At 66.7% G+C, this 20289-nt stretch carries 19 protein-coding genes; 6 read left to right on the plus strand and 13 right to left on the minus strand.

Annotated features, from left to right (window positions below; genetic code table 11):
- Window positions 1-38: 38 nt before the first annotated feature.
- Together J7360_RS01165 and J7360_RS01170 are read right to left on the minus strand one after the other, a co-directional pair.
- Window positions 39-656, minus strand: coding sequence for a YdcF family protein (locus tag J7360_RS01165; protein ID WP_033481400.1), 618 nt, complete (start codon window positions 654-656; stop codon window positions 39-41).
- Entirely contained in the window at window positions 641-1600 is a 960-nt protein-coding gene (locus J7360_RS01170) for a pyridoxal-phosphate dependent enzyme (protein WP_007968475.1), read from the minus strand. The genes J7360_RS01165 and J7360_RS01170 overlap by 16 nt, the downstream gene beginning before the upstream one ends.
- A 157-nt stretch (window positions 1601-1757) precedes the next feature.
- On the opposite strand from J7360_RS01170, the gene J7360_RS01175 reads away from it, so the two are divergent.
- The 3 genes from J7360_RS01175 (at window position 1758) to J7360_RS01185 (ending at window position 5625) form a co-directional block, all read left to right on the plus strand.
- Complete coding sequence (locus J7360_RS01175; RefSeq protein WP_209033075.1) at window positions 1758-2231, plus strand: hypothetical protein; 474 nt, start codon at window positions 1758-1760, stop codon at window positions 2229-2231.
- 572 nt (window positions 2232-2803) lie between these two features.
- Complete coding sequence (gene mnmG / locus J7360_RS01180) at window positions 2804-4708, plus strand: tRNA uridine-5-carboxymethylaminomethyl(34) synthesis enzyme MnmG (RefSeq protein WP_057658872.1); 1905 nt, start codon at window positions 2804-2806, stop codon at window positions 4706-4708.
- A 236-nt stretch (window positions 4709-4944) separates the two neighbouring features.
- On the plus strand, window positions 4945-5625 hold the full coding sequence (locus J7360_RS01185) for a DUF2490 domain-containing protein (RefSeq protein WP_057658921.1): 681 nt from the start codon (window positions 4945-4947) through the stop codon (window positions 5623-5625).
- Between the two features lie 294 nt (window positions 5626-5919).
- Here J7360_RS01185 and J7360_RS01190 read toward each other — a convergent pair whose 3' ends face one another.
- Together J7360_RS01190 and J7360_RS01195 are read right to left on the minus strand one after the other, a co-directional pair.
- On the minus strand, window positions 5920-6888 hold the full coding sequence (locus tag J7360_RS01190; protein ID WP_007968470.1) for an alpha/beta hydrolase: 969 nt from the start codon (window positions 6886-6888) through the stop codon (window positions 5920-5922).
- A gap of 272 nt (window positions 6889-7160) precedes the next feature.
- Window positions 7161-8021 carry a PA4780 family RIO1-like protein kinase gene (locus J7360_RS01195; protein ID WP_057658876.1) on the minus strand — a complete coding sequence of 287 codons (861 nt, stop codon included), beginning with the start codon at window positions 8019-8021 and terminating at the stop codon, window positions 7161-7163.
- Between the two features lie 148 nt (window positions 8022-8169).
- On the opposite strand from J7360_RS01195, the gene J7360_RS01200 reads away from it, so the two are divergent.
- Window positions 8170-9030 (plus strand): IclR family transcriptional regulator C-terminal domain-containing protein, encoded by an 861-nt coding sequence (locus J7360_RS01200; protein ID WP_209033077.1) that lies wholly within the window; start codon window positions 8170-8172, stop codon window positions 9028-9030.
- A gap of 457 nt (window positions 9031-9487) precedes the next feature.
- Here J7360_RS01200 and J7360_RS01205 read toward each other — a convergent pair whose 3' ends face one another.
- The 9 genes from J7360_RS01205 to J7360_RS01245 all read right to left on the minus strand — a co-directional run bounded on the left by J7360_RS01205 (window position 9488) and on the right by J7360_RS01245 (window position 17681).
- On the minus strand, window positions 9488-10414 hold the full coding sequence (locus J7360_RS01205) for an alpha/beta fold hydrolase (protein ID WP_057658877.1): 927 nt from the start codon (window positions 10412-10414) through the stop codon (window positions 9488-9490).
- Between the two features lie 114 nt (window positions 10415-10528).
- Window positions 10529-10942 (minus strand): 4-carboxymuconolactone decarboxylase, encoded by a 414-nt coding sequence (gene pcaC / locus J7360_RS01210; RefSeq protein WP_007968463.1) that lies wholly within the window; start codon window positions 10940-10942, stop codon window positions 10529-10531.
- 26 nt (window positions 10943-10968) lie between these two features.
- Complete coding sequence (pcaD, locus tag J7360_RS01215) at window positions 10969-11751, minus strand: 3-oxoadipate enol-lactonase (protein ID WP_057658879.1); 783 nt, start codon at window positions 11749-11751, stop codon at window positions 10969-10971.
- A gap of 10 nt (window positions 11752-11761) precedes the next feature.
- Entirely contained in the window at window positions 11762-13084 is a 1323-nt protein-coding gene (locus J7360_RS01220; protein WP_057658882.1) for a 3-carboxy-cis,cis-muconate cycloisomerase, read from the minus strand.
- 359 nt (window positions 13085-13443) lie between these two features.
- A complete protein-coding gene (pcaG, locus tag J7360_RS01225) occupies window positions 13444-14007 on the minus strand; it encodes a protocatechuate 3,4-dioxygenase subunit alpha (RefSeq protein ID WP_057658890.1) in 564 nt (187 codons plus the stop codon).
- 4 nt (window positions 14008-14011) lie between these two features.
- Entirely contained in the window at window positions 14012-14749 is a 738-nt protein-coding gene (gene pcaH, locus J7360_RS01230; RefSeq protein ID WP_022558020.1) for a protocatechuate 3,4-dioxygenase subunit beta, read from the minus strand.
- A gap of 78 nt (window positions 14750-14827) precedes the next feature.
- Window positions 14828-16036: a 3-oxoadipyl-CoA thiolase gene (gene pcaF / locus J7360_RS01235; RefSeq protein ID WP_057658892.1), complete on the minus strand. Its 1209-nt coding sequence runs from the start codon at window positions 16034-16036 to the stop codon at window positions 14828-14830.
- On the minus strand, window positions 16033-16821 hold the full coding sequence (locus J7360_RS01240) for a CoA-transferase subunit beta (protein ID WP_057678528.1): 789 nt from the start codon (window positions 16819-16821) through the stop codon (window positions 16033-16035). Before J7360_RS01240 ends, pcaF begins: the two co-directional genes overlap by 4 nt.
- Window positions 16818-17681 carry a CoA-transferase gene (locus J7360_RS01245; protein WP_057658895.1) on the minus strand — a complete coding sequence of 288 codons (864 nt, stop codon included), beginning with the start codon at window positions 17679-17681 and terminating at the stop codon, window positions 16818-16820. The genes J7360_RS01240 and J7360_RS01245 overlap by 4 nt, the downstream gene beginning before the upstream one ends.
- Before the next feature lie 250 nt (window positions 17682-17931).
- Between J7360_RS01245 and J7360_RS01250 the strand changes: the two genes are divergently transcribed.
- Together J7360_RS01250 and J7360_RS01255 are read left to right on the plus strand one after the other, a co-directional pair.
- The gene (locus J7360_RS01250) at window positions 17932-19008 is read left to right on the plus strand and encodes an aromatic ring-hydroxylating dioxygenase subunit alpha (protein WP_057663630.1); all 1077 of its coding nucleotides are present in this window, start codon (window positions 17932-17934) and stop codon (window positions 19006-19008) included.
- Window positions 19009-19108: 100 nt separating this feature from the next.
- Window positions 19109-20092, plus strand: coding sequence for a PDR/VanB family oxidoreductase (locus J7360_RS01255; RefSeq protein ID WP_057663627.1), 984 nt, complete (start codon window positions 19109-19111; stop codon window positions 20090-20092).
- The last annotated feature ends 197 nt before the right edge of the window (window positions 20093-20289 follow it).

The raw sequence follows: 20289 nt of genomic DNA on the forward strand, positions 1-20289 counted from the left end.
GAACCTACCGCTGGGAAAGCCGCATCATAGGCCTGCGGTCACGGCCCTTGCACCACCAGGTCGCGGTGGAAGTAATACACCTCCTGCAACAGGAAGCGCCAGCTGGTATGGAAGCTGCGAAAGCGCGTGCTCGGCGTGGACGAGGCCAGCGCGTCGATACCCAGTTCCTGGCTCAGTCGCAGCGCACGCGCCATGTGCAGTGGGTCGCTGACGATGATCGCCCGATGCAGGCCGTGCCGCTCCATCAGCGTGCGCGCCTGTTCCAGGTTCTGCCGGGTGGTACGCGAGGTGGTTTCGATCACGATGGCGTCCGGCGGGATGCCGTGGCGCAGCGCGTAGCGCCGGGCCACCTGCGATTCGGCAAAGCGCGCACCGTTGCCGAAGCCGCCGGTGAACAACAGCCGCGGCGCATAGCCCTGCGCGTACAGATCCAGTGCATGCCGGATGCGTTCTTCAAACACCGGCGAAGGGCGCGCATCGTAGGCCGCCGCGCCCAGCACGATGATGACATCGGCCGGCGCGGCCTGATCGCGGTCGCCGACCCACACGATCCAGCCTGCCACGGCCACCAGCCAGATCAGCGCCAGCATGCACAACCGCCAGCCCCAGCCCCACAGGCCGAGCCCGCGCGAGCGCCTGCTCACGCCGCGGCCCAAGGCAAGGCGTCCAGATCGACATTGCCGCCGGACAGGATCAGCCCCACCCGGCGTCCGGCAAACCGTGCAGGATGGGCCAGGACCGCCGCCAGGGCGATCGCCGAAGACGGCTCGACCACTTGCTTGAGCAACTGCCAGACCAGCCGCATGGCCTGCACCACCGCGGCATCGTCCACCGTGACCACCTGCGCCCCGGCGCGCTGCAGCACTGCGAAGTTGGGCGCGCCCAAGGTGCCGCGCAGGCCGTCGCAAATGGTATCGGGCACGAAATCGACCAGCCTCTGCCCGGCCGCCAGCGAACGCGCGGTGTCGGCTGCGCCGGCAGGCTCGGCCAGCACCAGCTCGCAGTCCGGCGACGCCTGCAGCGCCAGTGCGGCGCCGGCCGCCAGCCCACCACCGCCGACCGGCGCCACCAGCACATCCAGCCCGCCGCTTTGGTGCAGCAGCTCCAGCGTGGCGGTGCCCTGCCCGGCGATCACCGCACGATCGGTATACGGGTGCACCAGCGTGGCGCCGCTGCCGGCCTGCACCTCGGCGCACATCTGTTCCCGCGCCGCGATGGTCGGCGCGCAACGCCATAACGTGGCGCCGTGCCGGGAGATATTGGCGAGCTTGGCCGCCACCGCGCCTTCGGGCACCACCACATGGCAGCCGATGCCACGCGTGCGTGCGGCAAGCGCCAGCGCCGCGCCGTGATTCCCGGAGGAATGCGTGACCACACCGCGCGCAGCCAGCGCATCCGGCAGCGACCATACGGCATTGCAGGCGCCCCGGAACTTGAATGCGCCACTGCGCTGCAGATGCTCGGCCTTGAAGAACAACTGCGCACTGCTGAGCGCATCCAGGCTGTGCGATGTCAGCAACGGTGTCGGCGCGCAGTGCGGCGCAATCCGCGCAGCGGCTTGCAGGACGTCGGAATGGGCAAGGGGGACCGTCTCGATCATGCCTGCAAGATTAACGTATCGCCTCCTCTTCACGGGTCGCACGCACTGCCGCCGCGCATGCTGGATCGATGACAAAGCGTCGCAATGCCGCACAATTAAGGACCGATTCAATACATCGGTTCGACAGTGGCACCATGGTTGCAGGAGGGCACCATCCATGAAATTCCGTCTGATCGTCGCCGCCGGGCTGCTGGCCCTGGGCGGCTGCGCAACTTACGACTACACCGGCGGTGGGTCGGGCGGCTATTACCGTGGTGCGCCTGCCGTGCAGTATCGCTATCCGCCCGGCTACTCCCCGTACTTCTACGGCAACCCGTACGGTCTGCCGTATGGCTATGGCGCCGGGTCGATCAGCCTGTACGACTACCCGGTATACCCGGTCTATCGTGGTGGTGGCGGCTACTACTACCGGCAGTACGATCGCCGTCCGCAGTACCGTCCGCCGCGCCCGAACGGCTCGTTCAACAACGGGCCGCGCCCCGGCAGCTCGCGGCCGCAACAACCCAACCGCCCACCGGCAACCGGCGCACCGCCGTCGCGGCCGCCACCGCGTATCGGCGCACCGCCGCGTGTCATTCGCGAGATCCAGCGGCAAACCGCGCCGCGCACGACACGCGAACAGATTCCGTAGGGCGCTGACTGCGACCTGGCCCACACTTGGCGATATTGGGGGCTTGCGTTCAGCTGACGATTGGCTGCAAGCTAGGTGCTCTGTGTGACCAGCCACGTCATTTTTTGACCGGGCCAGCCCCACTGAACGACTTATGTCGATGTCCGACAGGGAAATCTGGATCCCCCCTGTTCCGGCCCTGTCGGATATCGGCGCCTACAGCACAGAAAGCCCCGGCATGCCGGGGCTTTCTGTTTTTGTTCCGATGTTGCCGAGCAGGCGCTGCAGCGCAGGGGGCGCATGCGCAAACTCGCAGGAATCATAAAAAATAAGGGCCGGCAGTCCCCCGACTACCGACCCTTACGCTACCCCATCGCACGCGCGGCTGGCCCCTGTTCCAATTCCAGCCTTTGCGCCCATGTCGCAATGCCACGACGGGTGCAGTAGGGATATCCGCACGAAACATGCCAACTTGAGGGTCACTTGCTGAAAATGTGATTTTCACCACACTTTCCACCGAGCAAGTGACCTGTCCCGCCCTTCAGCCGATACTTCTGCGGCCGTTTTCCCTTTTCCGTTCCTGGTCCATGCCCATGTCCGACTCCTTCTATCGCTACGACGTCATCGTGATCGGAGGTGGCCATGCCGGCACCGAGGCCGCCCTGGCGTCTGCACGCACGGGGGCGCGTACCTTGCTGCTCACCCACAACATCGAGACGGTGGGAGCGATGAGCTGTAACCCGGCCATCGGCGGGATCGGCAAGGGCCACCTGGTCAAGGAGATCGACGCACTCGGCGGGGCGATGGCACGTGCAGCGGATCTGGCCGGCATCCAGTGGCGCACGCTCAACGCCTCCAAGGGGCCGGCAGTGCGTGCCACGCGCTGCCAGGCCGACCGCAACCTGTACCGCACTGCGATCCGCTGCATCGTCGAGGCCCAGCCCAACCTGACCGTCTTCCAGGCGGCCGTGGACGATCTGATCATTCATCACGGCGCCAGCGAAGCCGACAGCGTACGTGGGGTCATCACCCAGACCGGGCTACGTTTCCAAGCGCCTTCGGTGGTGCTGACGGCCGGCACGTTCCTGGCCGGCAAGATCCATGTCGGCCAAACGCAGTACGCGGCCGGGCGCATGGGCGATCCGCCTGCCACCACGCTGGCCGCGCGCCTGCGCGAGCGCCCGTTCGCGATCGACCGGCTCAAGACCGGCACCCCGCCGCGGATCGACGGGCGCACCCTCGATTACGGCGTGATGGCCGAGCAGCCCGGCGACGACCCATTGCCGGTGATGTCGTTCATGGGCCAGGTCAGCGACCATCCGCGCCAGGTCAGCTGCTGGATCACCCAGACCACCGAGCAAACCCACGAGATCATTCGCAACGCGCTGCATCGCTCGCCGCTGTATTCGGGGCAGATCGAAGGCATCGGCCCGCGCTACTGCCCGTCGATCGAAGACAAGGTGGTGCGTTTTGCCGAGAAGACCAGCCACCAGATCTTCGTCGAACCCGAAGGCCTGGAAGTGGCCGAGATCTATCCCAACGGTATTTCCACCTCGCTGCCGTTCGATGTGCAGCTGGCGCTGGTGCGCTCGATCCACGGCTTTGCGAACGCGCACATCACCCGCCCCGGCTACGCCATCGAGTACGACTTCTTCGACCCGCGCGGGCTCAAGGCCTCGCTGGAGACCAAGGCGGTGGGCGGGCTGTTCTTCGCCGGGCAGATCAACGGGACCACCGGTTACGAAGAGGCGGCCGCACAGGGTCTGCTCGCAGGGCTCAACGCAGCGCGCCATGTGCAGGGGCTGCCGGCGTGGTCGCCGCGCCGCGATGAGGCCTACCTGGGCGTGCTGGTGGACGATCTCATTACCCACGGCACCACCGAGCCGTACCGCATGTTCACCAGCCGCGCCGAATACCGATTGCAGCTGCGCGAGGACAATGCCGATGCGCGCCTGACCGGTGTCGGGCGTGAAATGGGCCTGATCGACGATGCGCGCTGGGCGCGCTTTGCGGCCAAGCAGGAGGCCGTGCAACGCGAAACGGCGCGGCTGGCTGCACTGTGGGCCACACCGGGCAATGCGCTGGGCCGGGAGGTGGCCAACGTGCTGGGCGTGACGGTCAGCCGCGAAACCAACGTGCTGGATCTGATCAAGCGCCCGGAACTCAATTACGCCACTTTGATGCGGGTGCCGACCCTGGGCCCGGGCGTGGACGATGCGCAGGTGGCCGAGCAGGTCGAGATCAGCGTCAAGTACGCCGGTTATCTGGATCGCCAGCGCGACGATATCGCGCGTCAGCAACGTCACGAAACCACGCCGATCCCGGACGGTTTCGATTACGCCAGCGTGCGCGGCCTGTCGATCGAAGTGCAGCAGAAACTCGAACGCGTGCGCCCCCAGCACATCGGTCAGGCACAACGGATTCCCGGCATGACCCCGGCGGCGATCTCGCTGCTGCTGGTGCATCTGGAGCGCGCACGACGCAGCCAAGTGGCGTGATCGACGCGGCGGGCCCTGCCCGGCGCCACTGATCGTTGGCATCCATCCCTCTGACGACAGCGGCGACCGCGCCGGTCATCGCGAAACGATGGCGTGTCCCGATTTGCGAACACGCGGGCGAGCAAAGGCGACCTGAGCCGACCGAACGGTCGAAGCGGGCTCGAGCGTTATTGCTATGATTTGCCAACGACGACACATTTCGACACATGAACGTATCCAGCACGTTATTGCCGGCGATGTTCCGCAGCGTCTGCGCTCTGCTGCTGTTGACACTGGCATGCAGTTGGCCGGCGCATGCCAAGACCGAAGAAGACGGGCGTTACTGGCTGAGCGTTTACGCGCAAGGCAGGCTACCGGTCGAAAACCTGTACTGGAGCATGGATGTCCATCCGCGCTGGCGCGAGGAAGGCGAACAGTTCGATCAACTGATCTTGCGACCTGCCGTGTTCTATCGGCTCAATCCCAAGGCCAGTGTCTGGATGGGTTACGACACCATCATCAGCCATCCGGCCGAGCAGCCATCCAACCGCGAAAATCGCTGGTGGGGGCAATTTCAATATCAATTCGATCCGATCGCCGAGATCACCATTACCAGCCGCACGCGCCTGGAACAGCGTCACCGCGAAGGCTTCCGCGATGAAGGGTATCGCGTGCGGCAGATGATCCGCGCGGTGCGCCCCAGCGGGTTCAGTCCGCAATTGTCGTGGGTCGCGTTCAACGAAGTGTTCGTCAATCTGGATCAGACCCGATGGGGCGCGCAACGCGGTCTCGATCAGAACCGGGTGTTTGTCGGCATCAACTGGAAATTCAATGCCATTGCCAACGCCGATGTCGGTTACCTGAATCAGTTCGTCAACACGCGTGCGGTGGATCGGGAAAACCACGTCTTGATGACCACGTTCCGCTTCAATTTCTGAGCACCGCGTGCGCGTGGCCTAGTTGCAGGGCGAGGTTGAAGGCAGTGCGTTTCAATCGACGCCGGACGCCATGCTGGGCGATTCGAGAAAACCTGCGCGTTGCCAACGAGCAGCCGATGGCAACCATGACAGTCCGCGTGGTACGCCGCGGCGCCAGCAGACGGGCAGGCGCATGCCTGCATCCAGGTCTTCTTGTCGCAGGGCGCACAGGCATGCGATGCCACACGCACCGAAGCTGCAGTGATACCGCCGCTGTTGCGCCAGCGCGAGCATCGGCACGGCTGCCGCCGGTTGTCAGGCGGCCCTGCGTTCGATCGCCGGCAGCAGGCGCTGGCGCAGCGTCAGTGCCGCCAGGTCCAGCGTTTCACCGGCCGCACGCAAGACGCTGCCCATGTTGATGAAGCCATGGATCATGCCCGGGAAGCTATGCAGGGTGACTTCCACTCCCGCCGCACGCAGGCGCTCGGCATAGGCGCGGCCTTCGTCGTAGAGCATGTCGCGGTCGCAGACCACGACCAGCGCAGGCGCAACGCCGGCGACATCCGGCGCCAGCATCGGCGAGACACGCCAGTCATCGGCCACCGCCATATCCGGCAGCAGGTGGCGGTTGAAGAATTCCACCGCTGCCGCCGTCAACGGCGGCAGGCCGGCGTTGAGCGAGCGCGATGGATACAAGCCGCTGTCCTGGCGCGCGTCGGTCAGCGGATAGACCAGCAGCTGGCAACGCAAGGCGATTCCGGCATCGCGCGCGGCCAGTGCGGCAACCGCGGCCATGGCGCCGCCGATACTGTCGCCGCAGACGGCAAGGCGCTGCACATCGGCGCCGACCGTGTCCGGGTGCGCAACCAGCCAATGCAATATCGCAATGACATCTTCCACACCGGCCGGCGCCGGGTGCTCGGGGGCCAGACGGTAATGGATCGCCAGCACCTGACAGCCAGCACGCGCTGCCAATTGCCGACACACATCGTCATGCGACTCCAGATCGCCGACCAGACCTCCGCCGCCGTGCACGTACAGGCAGGTCGGGGCTGGGCCGGTTGCGAGCCCGGTGGGGCGATACAAGCGCAAAGGCACTGCACCGGTAGCGGCATCGGCATTCAGATCGCGTACCTCGGCCATCTCGATGCGCGGGAAACCGAACTGCGCGCCCACCGCGCGCATCATCGCGCGCGCGCCTTCGATCGGCAGGGTTTCCATGGGCGGCTGCGCCGCCTCTTGAAGCTGGGCGAACAGGCGCACGACATCAGGATCAAACGACATGACGAACTCTCCGAGAAACAGTTGTCGAGCTTGCCAGATTGTTATGAACCATCACTATTCAACTCGTTAACTAGTATTAACGGATTGACCTGCTGGCCGGGCACACATGCGAAAAGCCCAGGATTGCCGGGAAAAATAGGCGCCCCTACGTGGACCCGCCCCTTGGCAACGGTGCAGGTACGGCAGCCCCGCGCCTTGAATTTGCTGCGCTGCATCGCGACCACTGCGCTGCTGCGGACCTGACAGCTGGCGCAGCGACCTGCTGGCAATTCCTAATCGTTGTCTTCGGCAGCGGCTTCGCGGCCTTGCTGGCGAATGAGGTTTTCCTGGCGCGCATCTTCGATCGAGGCACGGACGGCGCGTACATCGGCGCGGCGGGTGTCGAATTTGAAGCGCCCGGTGAGCACGCTGTCCGGGCGCAGTTCGCCCTTTTCGAACAGCGCCCACATCTCTTCGCCGTAATGGGTGTTCAGCAGTTCGGGCGCGAAACGGCCAAGGCAATCGCGCAGGTTGTGCACGTCGCGCAGCAGCATGTCGCGCGCGGCATTGTTGCCGGCGGCGCTGACCACCTGCGGAAAGTCGATCACCACCGGGCCATCGGGCGAAACCAGCACGTTGTATTCGGACAGATCGCCGTGCACCAGGCCCAGCGACAGCATCTTGACCACATCGCCGATCAGGCTTGCATGGAAGGCACGCGCCTGATCGGGCTCCAGTTCCACTTCGCCCAGCCGCGGTGCGCTGTGACCGGCGTCATCGGTAACCAGATCCATCAGCAGCACGCCGTGGAAGTAACCGCGCGGTTTGGGCACATGCACGCCGGCATCCACCAGTTGATAGAGCGCATCGGCTTCGGTGTTCTTCCAGGCGGTTTCAGCTTCCTTGCGGCCGAACTTGGTGGCCTTGCCCATCGCACGCGCCTGACGGCTGCCACGCACCTTACGGCCTTCCTGGTACTGCACGCGGGCCTGGAAACTGCGTTGCGCCATGTCCTTGTAGACCTTGGCGCACAGGATCTCCGCGCCTGCGCTCACCACGTAGACGGATGCTTCCTTGCCGCTCTTCAGTGGTCGCAACACTTCGTCGATGACGCCGTCGTCGATCAGCGGCTGCAGGCCGTTGGGGGTTTTCATGGACTAAGAGCACCGATCCGTCACAAACCAGCGGCGATTATGCGGCAAGCAGGGTGAAGCGCTTACATGCCCATGCACAGAGTGTGAGCCGGGGCATGCCATGGCGCGAGCGCTTACCATGCATGGACCTGTCCGCTGCCGCACTCCTATGCCCGAGCCCGCCTCCAGCCGCCGCAAACGTCCCGCCGCCGTGGTTGCGGCCGGCAGCGATCGCGGCCTGCCGCATGAGCTGATGCAGCAGATCGCCGCCGCCCAGGGCGATCCGGACTTCATGACCTCGCTGGGGCGCGGGCTGGTGGTACTGAGCGTGTTCGCGCAGCACGCGCGCGAAGTGACGATGTCGCAGATCAGCCTGGAAACCGGCATTTCGCGCGCGGCTGTCCGGCGCGTGCTGCATACGCTGGCCAAGCTCGGCTATGTGGGCGAGCAAGGACGTGGCTACGTGTTGCTGCCGCGCGTGCTGGGAATCGGCGGCGCGTACGCGGCGTCTTCATCGATGACCGCGGCCGCGCAGCCGGTCCTGGACGGGCTGCGCGACCAGTTGCACGAATCGTGTTCGCTGGGCGTGCTGGATGGCGACGACCTGTTGTACGTGGCGCGATCGGAAACGGTGCGCATCATGTCGATCGGGCTGCGCCCGGGTACGCGGCTGCCGGCCTACTGCACCTCGATGGGCCGCGTGCTGCTGGCCGCCCTGCCCGGCGACACCTTGCAGGCGTATCTGGAACGTACCACCTTGCGTCCGCGGACCGACCGCACGGTGACCCAGGCCTCGGCATTGCTGGAGGTGCTGGCGCGCACGCGCCGCAAGGGCATGTGCCTGACCGATCAGGAACTGGAAATCGGCCTGCGCTCGATCGCCGTGCCGGTGCGCAACCTGCGCGGCGAGGTGATCGCCGCGCTCAACATCGGCGCCCAGGCAGGGCGGGTGAGCCTGCAGACGATGCAAACGCAGTTGCTGGAACCGCTGAAGCAGGCGGCGCAACGGCTGGGAACCTTGCTGAGCTAGTGCGCGACAAGGCGGCGCTGACGGAGCATGCAGACTGCGCATGCGCTTGCGCTGCGTGAGCTGGCAGTACAGCGATGGAGCACAGGTCAAGCAATTGCAACTCCGCATTCCGCGTGGGCCGATGCGCATACGGACGACTGGTCGCAAAGCGCTGCGCACCCCAGGTACGGATTAATTGCCACCCGTTGTTGCGCCCTTACCGGCTCAGAACGGCGACGAAAGTCGCGCGATCCGTCATCAGTGCGTGGGATGCGTGCAGGAGCTGGAGTTGCGACTTGGCACGGACCGAGTCCGAGCATGTGCCGCGCCCGGCTGGCGGCCGCGCAGTCGTCCTGTGCGCTGCGCTTGGAGCGTGTTATGTACGTTGAGTTGAGTGCGAAGCGGAAGGTGGCCGTCAGCGGCACGAGTGCGCGCCGGTGGCGGCCAACGGATCTCATCTCAACGTGCATGACACGCTCTAGCGCGGCCGGTGCAGAAAGCTCACCACCGTGTCCACCCAGGCCGCGTGGCTGTCTTCGACCTGGGCCACGTGGTCGGCGTGCGGCAGGGTCACCCAGCTGCGATCTTCGCTGCGCAGACGTGCGTAGAGATGGGCGTTGTCTGCCTGGGTGGCGATCGGGTCGTCGACGCCGCGCAACAGCAGCACCGGCAGCGTTGCGACCTGCTCGGGGTGGAAGGCGAACTGCTCCATCGCGCGCCAGTCGGTGCGCACCGGGTCCGCTGCCAGCGCCTGGGCGACGTAAGCCGCACGTACGCTCGGTGGTGCCGCGTTGGCGGTGATGAAATCCTCGCCGGCCGCAGCGGCCGTGGTGGGTGTGCGCAAGGGCCGATCCGCCGGAACCGCTGACGCGGGTGGTGTATCCACATCGTCCGGGAAGCCGAACAACACCAGTGCGGAAATCTCTTGCGGTTGCTGCTGCGCGAGCAGCAACGCCACTCGCGCGCCGTTGGAATAGCCCAGCAGTGCGGGCGGCGGCACATCGGGATGTGTCTGCGCGACCCAGGCCAGCACGCTGCGGACATCGGCCACTGCACGGGCGGGCGTATTCCAGCCCGTGCGGTCGCGTGGGCTGCCGCCGTAGCCGCGCAGATCCACCGCGTACGCGGCAAACCCGGCTTGCGCGAGCGCCGCAAGGACAGAGCGCGCATCACGCGGCTCGTCAGGCACCTGCAAATCGAAGTTGGGCAATGCGCTCCAGGTGCGGCCGTGCACCAGCACGATCGTGCCACGCGGCTGCGCGGGCACGCGCGACCACACCGCCAGCGTCTGCCCATCGTCGGTGCGCACCTGCGACAACACGGTGCCGGGGCCGGGCTGCGGTTGTGCGTGCAGCGCCGCAGCAGCCAATGACAACAACAGCAGGCAGGCAAATCGATGCGGCATGCGATGTCTCCGGACGCGGTGGGTTGAGCGCGGCCAACGCGCGCGCGCAGGCCGAAGTGGGCGGCGCGCCAGGCAGCACAGTGTACGAGTGGCCCAGCCGCACCGAGAACGACCTTACCCGGGTTGCGCTGTCGATGCTGTGCCGGCGTCGGCGGCTTGTTCTTCCAGGATCGGCCTGGCCAGCGCGAACGCGTGGTTGGCGGCCGGCACGCCGCAGTAGATCGCCGCCTGCAGCAGCACTTCCTTGATCTGCGCAGGCGTCACGCCGTTGTTGCGCGCCGCACGCACGTGCAGCTTGAATTCGTCGTCGTGGCCCAGCGCGATCATCATCGACAAGGTGATCAGCGAACGGGTGTGGGCCGGCAGGCCATCGCGGGTCCAGATGCCGCCCCAGGCGTAGCGGGTGATCAGGTCCTGGAATTCCTCGGTGAAATCGCTGCGCGCGGCCAGCGCGCGATCGACATGCGCATCGCCAAGGACGCGGCGGCGTACACGCATGCCGGCTTGATAACGTTCGTCTTCGTGCATGGGGTGTCCTTGCAAGGTGGGAAAGCTCACTCGCCCTGAAGAAAGCCGAGCACCGCGTGGTTGAACGCGGCCGGCGACTCCAGGTTGCAGATGTGGCGGCCGGGCACCTGGGCGTAATGACCGTGCGGCGCGGCATAGGCGATCTCGCGCAGGTCAGGCGGCGGACACACCGGGTCGTCGTCGCCGGCCAGCGCCAGCAGCGGCAGGCTCAGCCCGTCCAGTGCACCGCGGAAATCCGCATCGGCCACCGCCTGGCAGCAGGCGATGTACCCGGCCGGCGAAGTGGAGACGAAGGCAGCGGCGATCATGTCCAGGCGCTGCGCGTGGCTGACGGCAAATTCCGGGGTAAACCAGCGTTGCAGCGTGGCATCGATCAGCGTCGGAAGGCCCTCGCTGCGCACCTGTTCGATGCGGGTTTCCCAGGTGGCGGCATTGCCGATCTTCTGGGCGGTGGCGCATACCACCAGCCGGCGCAAGCGCTGCGGTGCATGCAGGCCCAGCCACTGGCCGGTGAGCCCGCCGATCGACAGGCCGCAGAAATCGCTTTGTGCGATCTCCAGCGCGTCCCACAGTGCCAGCACGTCCCGACCCAGGTCGGCCACGCCATACGGGCCGGGCGGCGTCTCCGAATACCCGTGGCCACGGCGGTCGTAGCGCAGGATGCGGTAGTGCGGGGCGAAGGCTTCGATCTGCACGTCCCACATGTGCAGATCGGTGCCCAGCGAATTGCAGAAGGTCAGCCAGGGGCGTCCTTCGGTGCCGTCCAGGCGGTAATGCAGGCGATGCGTGGGCAACTGGAGATAAGCCATCGAGGCACCGTCAACAGGAAGAAGATCCAGCCAGCACGCGGTCGATCCACACCGAGGACATGCCGCGCCAACTTGCGCTATCGAACACTGCCTGCAGTTGCGCGTGCGTGAGCACCGCGCGCAGATGCCGTTGCTGTGCCTGCGCGCGCAGCGCTGCCTGTTCCACCAGGGCGTGCGCCTGCGGCTTGCCTAGGTGTGGCGCGAGCGCGAACACCGCCGCCTCGGCGTAGAGCAGCCCGCCGTGGCTGTCCAAATGCGCCTGCATGCGCGTGCGATCCAGTTCCAGGCCGGACAGGCACAGCTGCATCTGCGCCAGGCTGCCGGCGGTGAGGCAGACGATCTGCGGCAAGGTGTCCCATTCGGCATGCCATTGGCCGGCCGCGCGCTCGTGCGGCTGTGCCATGGCGCTGAACAAGGTGGCGACCAGGCCCGGTACGCGGGTGGCCGCAGCCACCGCTGCCACGCTGGAGGCCGGATTGCGCTTGTGCGGCATCGCCGACGAGCCGCCCTTGCCGGTGGCGGCCGGCTCGAACGCTTCGCCCACCTCCGATTGCATCAGCAACACCACGTCGCCGCCGATCTTGCCCAACGTGCCAGCCAGCAGGCCGAAGGCGCAGCCGACCTCGACGATGCGGTCGCGCGCGGTATGCCAGGGCAGCGCAGGCAGCGGCAACGCCAGCGTGCTCGCCAAGGCCTGCGCCACTTCCAGGCCACGGCCCTGCAACGAGGCCAGGGTGCCGGCCGCGCCGCCGAACTGCAGCACCAGGGCATCGCGCCGCAAGCCGTGCAGGCGCTGCTGCGCACGCTGCAGGGCGTCCAGCCAACCGGCGACCTTGAGCCCGAAGGTGACCGGCACGGCCTGTTGCAGCAGGGTGCGTCCGGGCAGGCCGGTGTTGCGCTCGCTTTCGGCCAGCACCGCCAGATCGGCGTACAGGGCGTGCAGACGCGGCAGCAACAGATCGAGCGCAGCGCGCAGCTGCAGCACCGTGCCGGTATCGATGACGTCCTGGCTGGTCGCGCCCCAGTGCACCCAGCGCGCAGCGGAGTTGTCGTGCGCGGCCACCTGCGCGGTCAGCGCCTTGACCAGCGGAATGGCGGGGTTGCCGGCCAGCGCCGTGGCCTGCGCCAACGCGGCCAGGTCGTAGTGCTGCACATCGCAGGCAGCGGCAATGGCCTGCGCGGCCTCGGCGGGAATCACCCCGCACTGCGCCTGGGCGCACGCCAGTGCGGACTCGAACTGCAGCATCGCCTGCACGCGCGCGGCATCGTCGAACAAGGCCTCGCACGCAGGCGCGCCGAACAAGGATCCCAACAACGAAGATGTCGCGCTCATGCATTGCATCTCTAGGCGTGCCGGCAGCATCGCACCGATGTCCCAGGGTGCCAACTAGACCAAAGGGCAATGCATGCGGCGCGCCTGCCACTGCCGGGGTGATGTGGATGAGGCCATGCGTACTTGCGGTGCGTGCACGCGCGTTTGCCACGCGGACCGCCGCCCCTGAGGCGTGTGCGTGCGCCGTCATGGCGCATTGCGTGCCGCCGGAGAGACCTGGGCGGTTTTGTGGCGGCGGGCGCTTGTGCACTCGCGCGCGTAGCGCTGTTGGCGCTGTTGGCGCTGTTGGCGCGGCAGCGTGCCGGCAGGATGCAGCGCGGTCCCCGCACACAGACGGCGTTTCAAGATCGGCATGCGGATCAATAGCGGAAGAACACCGTTTCCGCTTCACCCTGCATGTGGATGTCCCAGGTGTAGGCACCACCTGGAAGCGGCTGGGCCAGCAAGGTGGCGCGCCGCTCAGCCGGCACCAGCGCCAGGATCGGGTCGCTGCCCAGCTGCGGGTCGTCGGCGAAATACAGCCGCGTCGACGCCGCGCGCAGCAGGCCGCGCATGAACACCAGCACCGTCAGATGCGCTGCTTGCTGCTTGCCGTCCGGGCCCGCCACCCTGCCCGGCTTGATGGTGCTGAAGGAAAAACGCCCGTGCGCGTCGGTCGGCACGCGGCCCCAGCCGTCGAAGCTGGGGTCGTGCGCCTGGCAGCGAGGGTCGGCCGCATGCGCATAGATGCCGGCAGCATCGGCTTGCCACACTTCCAGCACCGCATCGGCCACGGGCGCGCCGGCACCATCGAAGATGCAACCGCTGATCTGCACATGCGCGCCCGCTGCCTGCGCAGGTGCGATCTGTTGGCGATACAGCGGCTCCAAGCCAAGCCGGTAATATGGGCCGACGGTCTGCGACGGCGTTGCATGCAGGCTCATCGTGTCACTCCCAGACCGTTTGCTTGCGACCGCGCAAGACGATGTCGAAGCGGTAGGCCAATGCGTATTCGCTGACCGCATTTTCCCAGTCGAAACTGGACACCATGCGTTCACGCGCCAACGCATCGTCGACGCAGTTGTAGATGGGGTCGTGCGCCAGTAGCGGGTCGCCGGGGAAATACATCTGAGTGACCAGCCGCTGCCCGATGCCATCGCCGTGCAACGAAAAATGGATGTGCGCCGGCCGCCAGGCGTTGTAGTGATTGCGCCACGGATACGCGCCCGGCTTGATGGTCTTGAAACTGTAGCGGCCGTGCGCATCGGTCAGCACCTGGCCGGTGCCGCGGAAGTTGGGGTCCAGCGGTGCGTCGTGCTGGTCGCCAGCGTGCTGGTAGCGGCCTGCCGCATTGCATTGCCACACTTCAACGATGCTGTTGCGGACCGGCCTGCCGTTTTCGTCGAGCACGCGGCCGGAGACGATGATGCGCTCGCCCAGCGGCGCGCCACTGAAACCGGCAGTGAGATCGGCCGCGTGCGCGCCCAGCGTAAGCCGGTCCAGGCGCGGGCCAGTGACTTCCGACAGCGTGACCGGCAGGTCGATCGGCGCACGCGTGGGCCCGCGCAGGGTGGTGGAAGCGTATGCCGGATGCAGGTAGGCCGGCTGCGTACCGGGCCGGCTGCGGCGATAACCGAGCAGCGGTTCGGCGGCGATGGCAGGTTGCTCAGCGGTGGGATCGCGCATCTTGAATCTCCGTCGGCAGCAAGACGACTCGAACGACATGGGTGCGAGGGAAGGACGAGGGAGGTTGCAACGGCAGGTTCACAGGCGCTCGATCGCCAACGCCACGCCCTGCCCCACGCCGATGCACATGCTGGCCAGCCCGAACCGCCCGTTGCCCGCCTCCAGCTGCCGCAGCAAGGTCAGCGCCAGCCGCGCGCCGCTCATGCCGAGCGGATGCCCAAGCGCAATGGCGCCACCGTTGGCATTGACGTGTGCGGCATCGTCGGCCAGGCCCAATGCACGCGTGCAGGCCAGCGCCTGCGCGGCGAAGGCTTCATTGAGTTCGATCGCATCGAACTGCGCGATGCGCAGGTTCAAGCGCGCCAGCAGACGCTCGGTGGCCGGCACCGGGCCGATGCCCATGTACGCCGGCTCCACGCCCGCCGAGGCGAACCCCAGCACACGCGCACGCGGCGTCAGCCGATGCGTCTGCACGGCCTGCGCCGAGGCCAGCAGCAAGGCAGCGGCGCCATCGTTGAGACCGGAGGCATTGCCGGCCGTCACGGTACCGGGCTGGCGGAACACCGGTTTGAGCTTGGCCAACATCTCGGCGGTGGTGTTGGGACGCGGCGCTTCATCGTGTTCGACGGTGGAGGCATCGCCGCCCTTGCGCGCGGCCACGGCCACCGGGGTGATTTCTCCATCGAAAAAACCGGCCGCCTGCGCCGCCGCTGCGCGCTGCTGGCTGCGCAGGGCAAACGCATCCTGGTCTTGGCGCGCGATGGCATACCGCTGTGCCACGTTCTCTGCCGTTTCACCCATCAATTCGATGCCATAGACGGCTTGCAGGCGCGGATTGATGAAGCGCCAGCCCATGGTGGTGTCTTCCAGCTGCTGGGTGCGGGCGAAGGCGCTGTCGGCCTTGCCCATCACCCAGGGCGCGCACGACATCGATTCGACACCGCCGGCAATGGCAAGATCCAGTTCGCCGGCACGCATGCCGCGCGCCACCGTGCCGATCGCGTCCAAGCCCGAGCCGCACAGGCGATTGAGCGTGCTGCCCGGCACCGAAGACGGCACGCCGGCCAGCAACAGACTCATCCGCGCGACATTGCGATTGTCTTCGCCGGCCTGGTTGGCGCAGCCCAGGTACACATCGTCGATTGCGGCCGGCTCCAGCTGCGGCTGCCGCGCCAGCAATGCGGCGATCGGCACTGCGCCCAGGTCGTCGGCACGCATGCTGGACAAGGCGCCACCGTAACGGCCGATCGGCGTGCGGATGCCATCGATCAGATACACCTCGCTCATGCCTGGGCTCCCGCTGCCTGCGCGCCATGTGCCGCATCGGTGCGTGCCTGCAGCGCGCGCAGGGCGTCCAGCTCGGCACCGCTGGGCGGCGTGGTGTGTGCAAGGTCGGCGGCGAACCGGATCGGCCACCCGGTCGCCGCGCTGACCTGCTGGCGCGTGGTGCCGGGATGCAACGAGGTCACGGTGAGTTCGCGGGTCACAGGGTCGGGCTCCATCACGCACAGGTCGGTGACGACTACGGTCGGGCCGGCGCCGGGCAGGCCGGCACGCGCGCGCGCATCGCCCCCGTCCAGATGCCCGACCGTGGTGATGAAGTCCAAGCGTGAAACGAAGCTGCGTGTGGATTGGCGCATGATGATGAACACCTGCTTGGCGCTGGCCGCGATTTCCGGCGCGCCACCGGCGCCGGGAAGCCGCGTCTTCGGTGCGTCATAGGAGCCAATCACGGTGGTGTTGAGGTTGGCGTAGCGATCGATCTGCGCCGCGCCCAGAAAGCCCACGTCCACGCGCCCGCCCTGCAACCAGTAGCGGAAGATCTCTGGCGTGGAGACCACGGTGTCGGCGGTTTCGGCCAGCTCGCCATCGCCGATCGAGAGCGGCAAAACCTGCGGGCGCGCACCGATCGGGCCGGATTCGTAGATCAAGGTGACGTCGGGCGCATGCGTAAGCCGCGCCAGATTGGCGGCAGTGGACGGCAAGCCGATGCCGACAAAACACACCGCGCCATCGGGCAGGCGACGCGCAGCGGCCACCGTCATCATTTCGTTGGTGCTGTAGGCGCTCATGCGGCCACCTGCTGCTGCGACCGTGCATACACGCGCTGAAAACCGGCGAAGTCGTCGGTGTCGAGAATATGCGCCTGGATCCAGGCCTGGAACGTCGCACGGTCGCGCGCGATCGCATCCCAGGCCAGATAGAACCGGTTGTCGCGCGCGTAATAGCCATGCGCATACGAGGGCGCGGCGCCACCGGGCACCACGCAGACCGCATCGACCACCCAACGCGGCAGGATGCAGGCATTGGGTGGCGCATCGAGGCTGTCGACGATCTCTTCCACCGTCACGATCACCTTGCGCGCTGCCAGCGCGGCCTCTTTCTGCACACCCAGAATGCCCCACAGCAGCACGTTGCCGCGGCGATCGGCCTGCTGGGCGTGGATCACCGTGACATCGGGATTGACGGCCGGCGAGGTGGCCAGTGTCTGGCCGGTATACGGGCACTGCAGGAACCTGATGCTGTCGTTGACGCGCGGCAGATCCGAACCGACATACCCGCGCAACACTGCAAACGGCAGCCCCGACGCACCGGCCACATAGGCATTGGCCATATCGGCGTGACTGTGTTCGCGAATCTGCAGCGGCTGCGGCCAGGCGTGTTCCACTGCATCGCGCAACCGGTGCAACGAGCCGACGCCGGGATTGCCGCCCCAGGAAAACCGCAGCGCTGTCGCGCAGCCGGCGCCGATCAACTGGTCGTAGATCAGGTCCGGCGTCATGCGCACCAGACGCAGCGCGCGCTTGCGCTGGCGAATGACTTCGTGCCCGGCCGCTTGCGGAATCAGATGGGTGAAGCCTTCCATCGCCACGCAGTCGCCATCGGCGATCAGCTGCGACACCGCGTCGGCGAGAGCGACGATTTCGGCCATTGCGTTCCCTTCAGCACAGCGAGCGTGGGGTCACGGTAGGCGCAGCCGACGGGACGGTCAATCCGATAATCGGTGACTCGAATCGATATTCGCACAATTTCGCCAGACCAGTGGCGCGCCCACATTGTCTCCGGTGTACACATAACTTCGCTCGCAAGCGGACGCCAGCGTTGCGATGCGCGCTAACTAGCTGCAGGCCGGCGCAAGCCGCGTCGCATCCAGGTTGCCTACATACCCAGGAGTCACGGTCATGTCGCAGTCCAAGCCGCTGTTTCCCCTCAACGCGTGGTATGCCGTTGCCTGGGACCATGAGATCAAGCACGTGCTCAGCCCGCGCAAGCTCTGCAACCTGGACGTGGTGGTCTACCGCACCACCGCCGGCACAGTCGTTGCGCTCGAAGACGCGTGCTGGCATCGGCTGGTGCCGTTGTCGATGGGCAAGCTGCGCGGCGACGATGTGGTGTGCGGCTATCACGGGCTGGTCTACAACACGCAGGGGCGCTGCGTGCACATGCCCTCGCAGGACACCATCAATCCCTCGGCCTGCGTGCGCAGCTTCCCGGTGGCCGAAAAACACCGCTACGTCTGGATCTGGCCGGGCGACCCGGCCAAGGCCGATACGCGCCTGATCCCCGACCTGCACTGGTCGCACGATCCGGCGTGGGCCGGCGATGGCCGTACCATCCACGCCAAATGCGACTATCGGCTAGTGCTGGACAACCTGATGGACCTGACCCACGAGACCTTCGTGCACGGCTCCAGCATCGGCCAGGACGAAGTGGCCGAAGCGCCATTCGATGTGGTGCATGGCGATCGCAGCGTCATCGTGTCGCGCTGGATGCGCAATATCGACCCGCCGCCGTTCTGGGCCAGCCAGATCGCCCGCCACCTGGACTACCGCGGCAAGGTCGATCGCTGGCAGATCATCCGTTTCGAGGCGCCCTCCACCATCGCCATCGATGTGGGGGTGGCCATCGCCGGCACCGGTGCGCCCGAGGGCGATCGCAGCCAGGGCGTCAACGGCTACGTGCTCAACACCATCACTCCCGAAACCGACACCACCTGCCATTACTTCTGGGCGTTCATGCGCAACTATGCGCTGCACGACCAGTCGCTGACCACGCTCACCCGCGAGGGCGTGACAGGCGTCTTCGGCGAAGACGAAGCAGTGCTGGAAGCGCAGCAACGCGCCATCGATGCGCACCCGGATCACACCTTCTACAACCTCAACGTCGATGCCGGCGGCATGTGGGCGCGACGCGTGATCGACCGCCTGATCGCGCAGGAACAACGCGCGCAGGATCTGTCGTTGCGCATGGTGGGCTGAGCACGTCGCATGCGGACCGCCCTGTCATCGATCACAGCGACGCATTGCAGCCCCGTCGCAGCCGGCGCCGGCCCACAGACCTCATTGCCTGGAGCCCTTCATGCGTAAAGACACCCAGTGGCATCGCGCCCGCGTGGTCAGTATTGCCGACGCCTGCCCGGGCGTGCGCGAAATCGTGCTCGATCCCGGTACCGCCGCGCGCAGCTTCGAGGTGGGCAGCCACGTGGATTTCCGTTTGCAGTTGCATGGCCGCGACGATGTGCGCTCGTATTCGTTGGTGGGCGAACCGCGTGCCGATGGGTACTACCAGATTGCAGTACGACAAATGCCCGACAGCCGCGGCGGCTCGCTGCAGATGTGGACGCTTGCGCCGGGCGACGTGGTGGAGATGTCCCCGCCCAGCAACAATTTCGCGCTGGACGAAAGCGGCGAGGAAATCCTGCTGATCGCCGGCGGTATCGGCATCACCCCGATCATCGGCATGGCGCAGCGGCTGGCGCGCCGGCATCGCGCGTTTCGTCTGCTGTACGCCGGCCGCTCGCGCAGCGCAATGGCGTATGTCGGCACGCTGGAAGCACTGCTGGGCGAACGTTTGCAGTTGCAATGCGACGACAGCGCCGGCCCGCCGGATCTGGCTGCCGAACTGGCGCGCCTGTCGCCCAATGCCGAGGTGTATGTGTGCGGCCCGCTGGGCATGCTCGAAGCGGTGCGCCAGCACTGGCACGCCGCCGGACGGCCACGTGCGCGCCTGCACTTCGAAACCTTCGGCAATAGCGGGCGGGTGCCGGCGCAGGCGTTCGTGGTGAAGTTGCCGGAGCTGGGCCTGGAAGTGCCGGTGGCTGAAAACGAATCGATGCTGGACGCATTGGCCGATGCCGGGGTGGAGCTGATCGCCGAGTGCCGCCGTGGCGAATGCGGTTTGTGTGCAGTGGACGTGCTGGACAGTTCCGCCGATATCGATCACCGCGACGTGTTCTTCAGCGACGAGCAGCGCCGGGAGAATCGCAAGCTGTGTGCCTGCGTGTCGCGTGCGGTAGGCGGCAGCATCAGCATCGACACCGGCTATCGCAGCGCGCTGGGCTGAATCCGGCCGTCCAGCCGTTTGGCGGCCAGCCACTCCTGCGTGTTCACATCTCGCCGGGGTGCAGCGGCAGGCGCACATCGCTGCGCGTATCGTCTGGCGGCTGCGGTTGATACTGGGCTTCAGCAAGGAACGCGTTTGCGGCGCCCGCGTTGCATCGGCCAACCCACTGCCGTGTCCACGCATGCTGGCAACTTCTC

The sequence above is a fragment of the Xanthomonas sp. D-99 genome, from assembly GCF_017746145.1.
GTDB lineage: Bacteria > Pseudomonadota > Gammaproteobacteria > Xanthomonadales > Xanthomonadaceae > Xanthomonas > Xanthomonas cissicola.

Excerpts from the sequence above, each read along its gene's own strand:
- pcaF (WP_057658892.1), bottom strand. The coding sequence starts at position 16,036 with ATGAGCGAGGTGTATCTGATCGATGGCATCCGCACGCCGATCGGCCGT.
- mnmG (WP_057658872.1), top strand. The coding sequence starts at position 2,804 with ATGTCCGACTCCTTCTATCGCTACGACGTCATCGTGATCGGAGGTGGC.
- pcaC (WP_007968463.1), bottom strand. The coding sequence starts at position 10,942 with ATGCACGAAGACGAACGTTATCAAGCCGGCATGCGTGTACGCCGCCGC.
- pcaG (WP_057658890.1), bottom strand. The coding sequence starts at position 14,007 with ATGAGCCTGCATGCAACGCCGTCGCAGACCGTCGGCCCATATTACCGG.
- J7360_RS01175 (WP_209033075.1), top strand. The coding sequence starts at position 1,758 with ATGAAATTCCGTCTGATCGTCGCCGCCGGGCTGCTGGCCCTGGGCGGC.
- pcaH (WP_022558020.1), bottom strand. The coding sequence starts at position 14,749 with ATGCGCGATCCCACCGCTGAGCAACCTGCCATCGCCGCCGAACCGCTG.
- J7360_RS01240 (WP_057678528.1), bottom strand. The coding sequence starts at position 16,821 with ATGAGCGCCTACAGCACCAACGAAATGATGACGGTGGCCGCTGCGCGT.
- J7360_RS01220 (WP_057658882.1), bottom strand. The coding sequence starts at position 13,084 with ATGAGCGCGACATCTTCGTTGTTGGGATCCTTGTTCGGCGCGCCTGCG.
- J7360_RS01170 (WP_007968475.1), bottom strand. The coding sequence starts at position 1,600 with ATGATCGAGACGGTCCCCCTTGCCCATTCCGACGTCCTGCAAGCCGCT.
- J7360_RS01205 (WP_057658877.1), bottom strand. The coding sequence starts at position 10,414 with ATGCCGCATCGATTTGCCTGCCTGCTGTTGTTGTCATTGGCTGCTGCG.
- J7360_RS01185 (WP_057658921.1), top strand. The coding sequence starts at position 4,945 with ATGTTCCGCAGCGTCTGCGCTCTGCTGCTGTTGACACTGGCATGCAGT.
- J7360_RS01200 (WP_209033077.1), top strand. The coding sequence starts at position 8,170 with ATGCCCGAGCCCGCCTCCAGCCGCCGCAAACGTCCCGCCGCCGTGGTT.
- J7360_RS01255 (WP_057663627.1), top strand. The coding sequence starts at position 19,109 with ATGCGTAAAGACACCCAGTGGCATCGCGCCCGCGTGGTCAGTATTGCC.
- J7360_RS01245 (WP_057658895.1), bottom strand. The coding sequence starts at position 17,681 with ATGGCCGAAATCGTCGCTCTCGCCGACGCGGTGTCGCAGCTGATCGCC.
- J7360_RS01190 (WP_007968470.1), bottom strand. The coding sequence starts at position 6,888 with ATGTCGTTTGATCCTGATGTCGTGCGCCTGTTCGCCCAGCTTCAAGAG.
- J7360_RS01195 (WP_057658876.1), bottom strand. The coding sequence starts at position 8,021 with ATGAAAACCCCCAACGGCCTGCAGCCGCTGATCGACGACGGCGTCATC.
- pcaD (WP_057658879.1), bottom strand. The coding sequence starts at position 11,751 with ATGGCTTATCTCCAGTTGCCCACGCATCGCCTGCATTACCGCCTGGAC.
- J7360_RS01250 (WP_057663630.1), top strand. The coding sequence starts at position 17,932 with ATGTCGCAGTCCAAGCCGCTGTTTCCCCTCAACGCGTGGTATGCCGTT.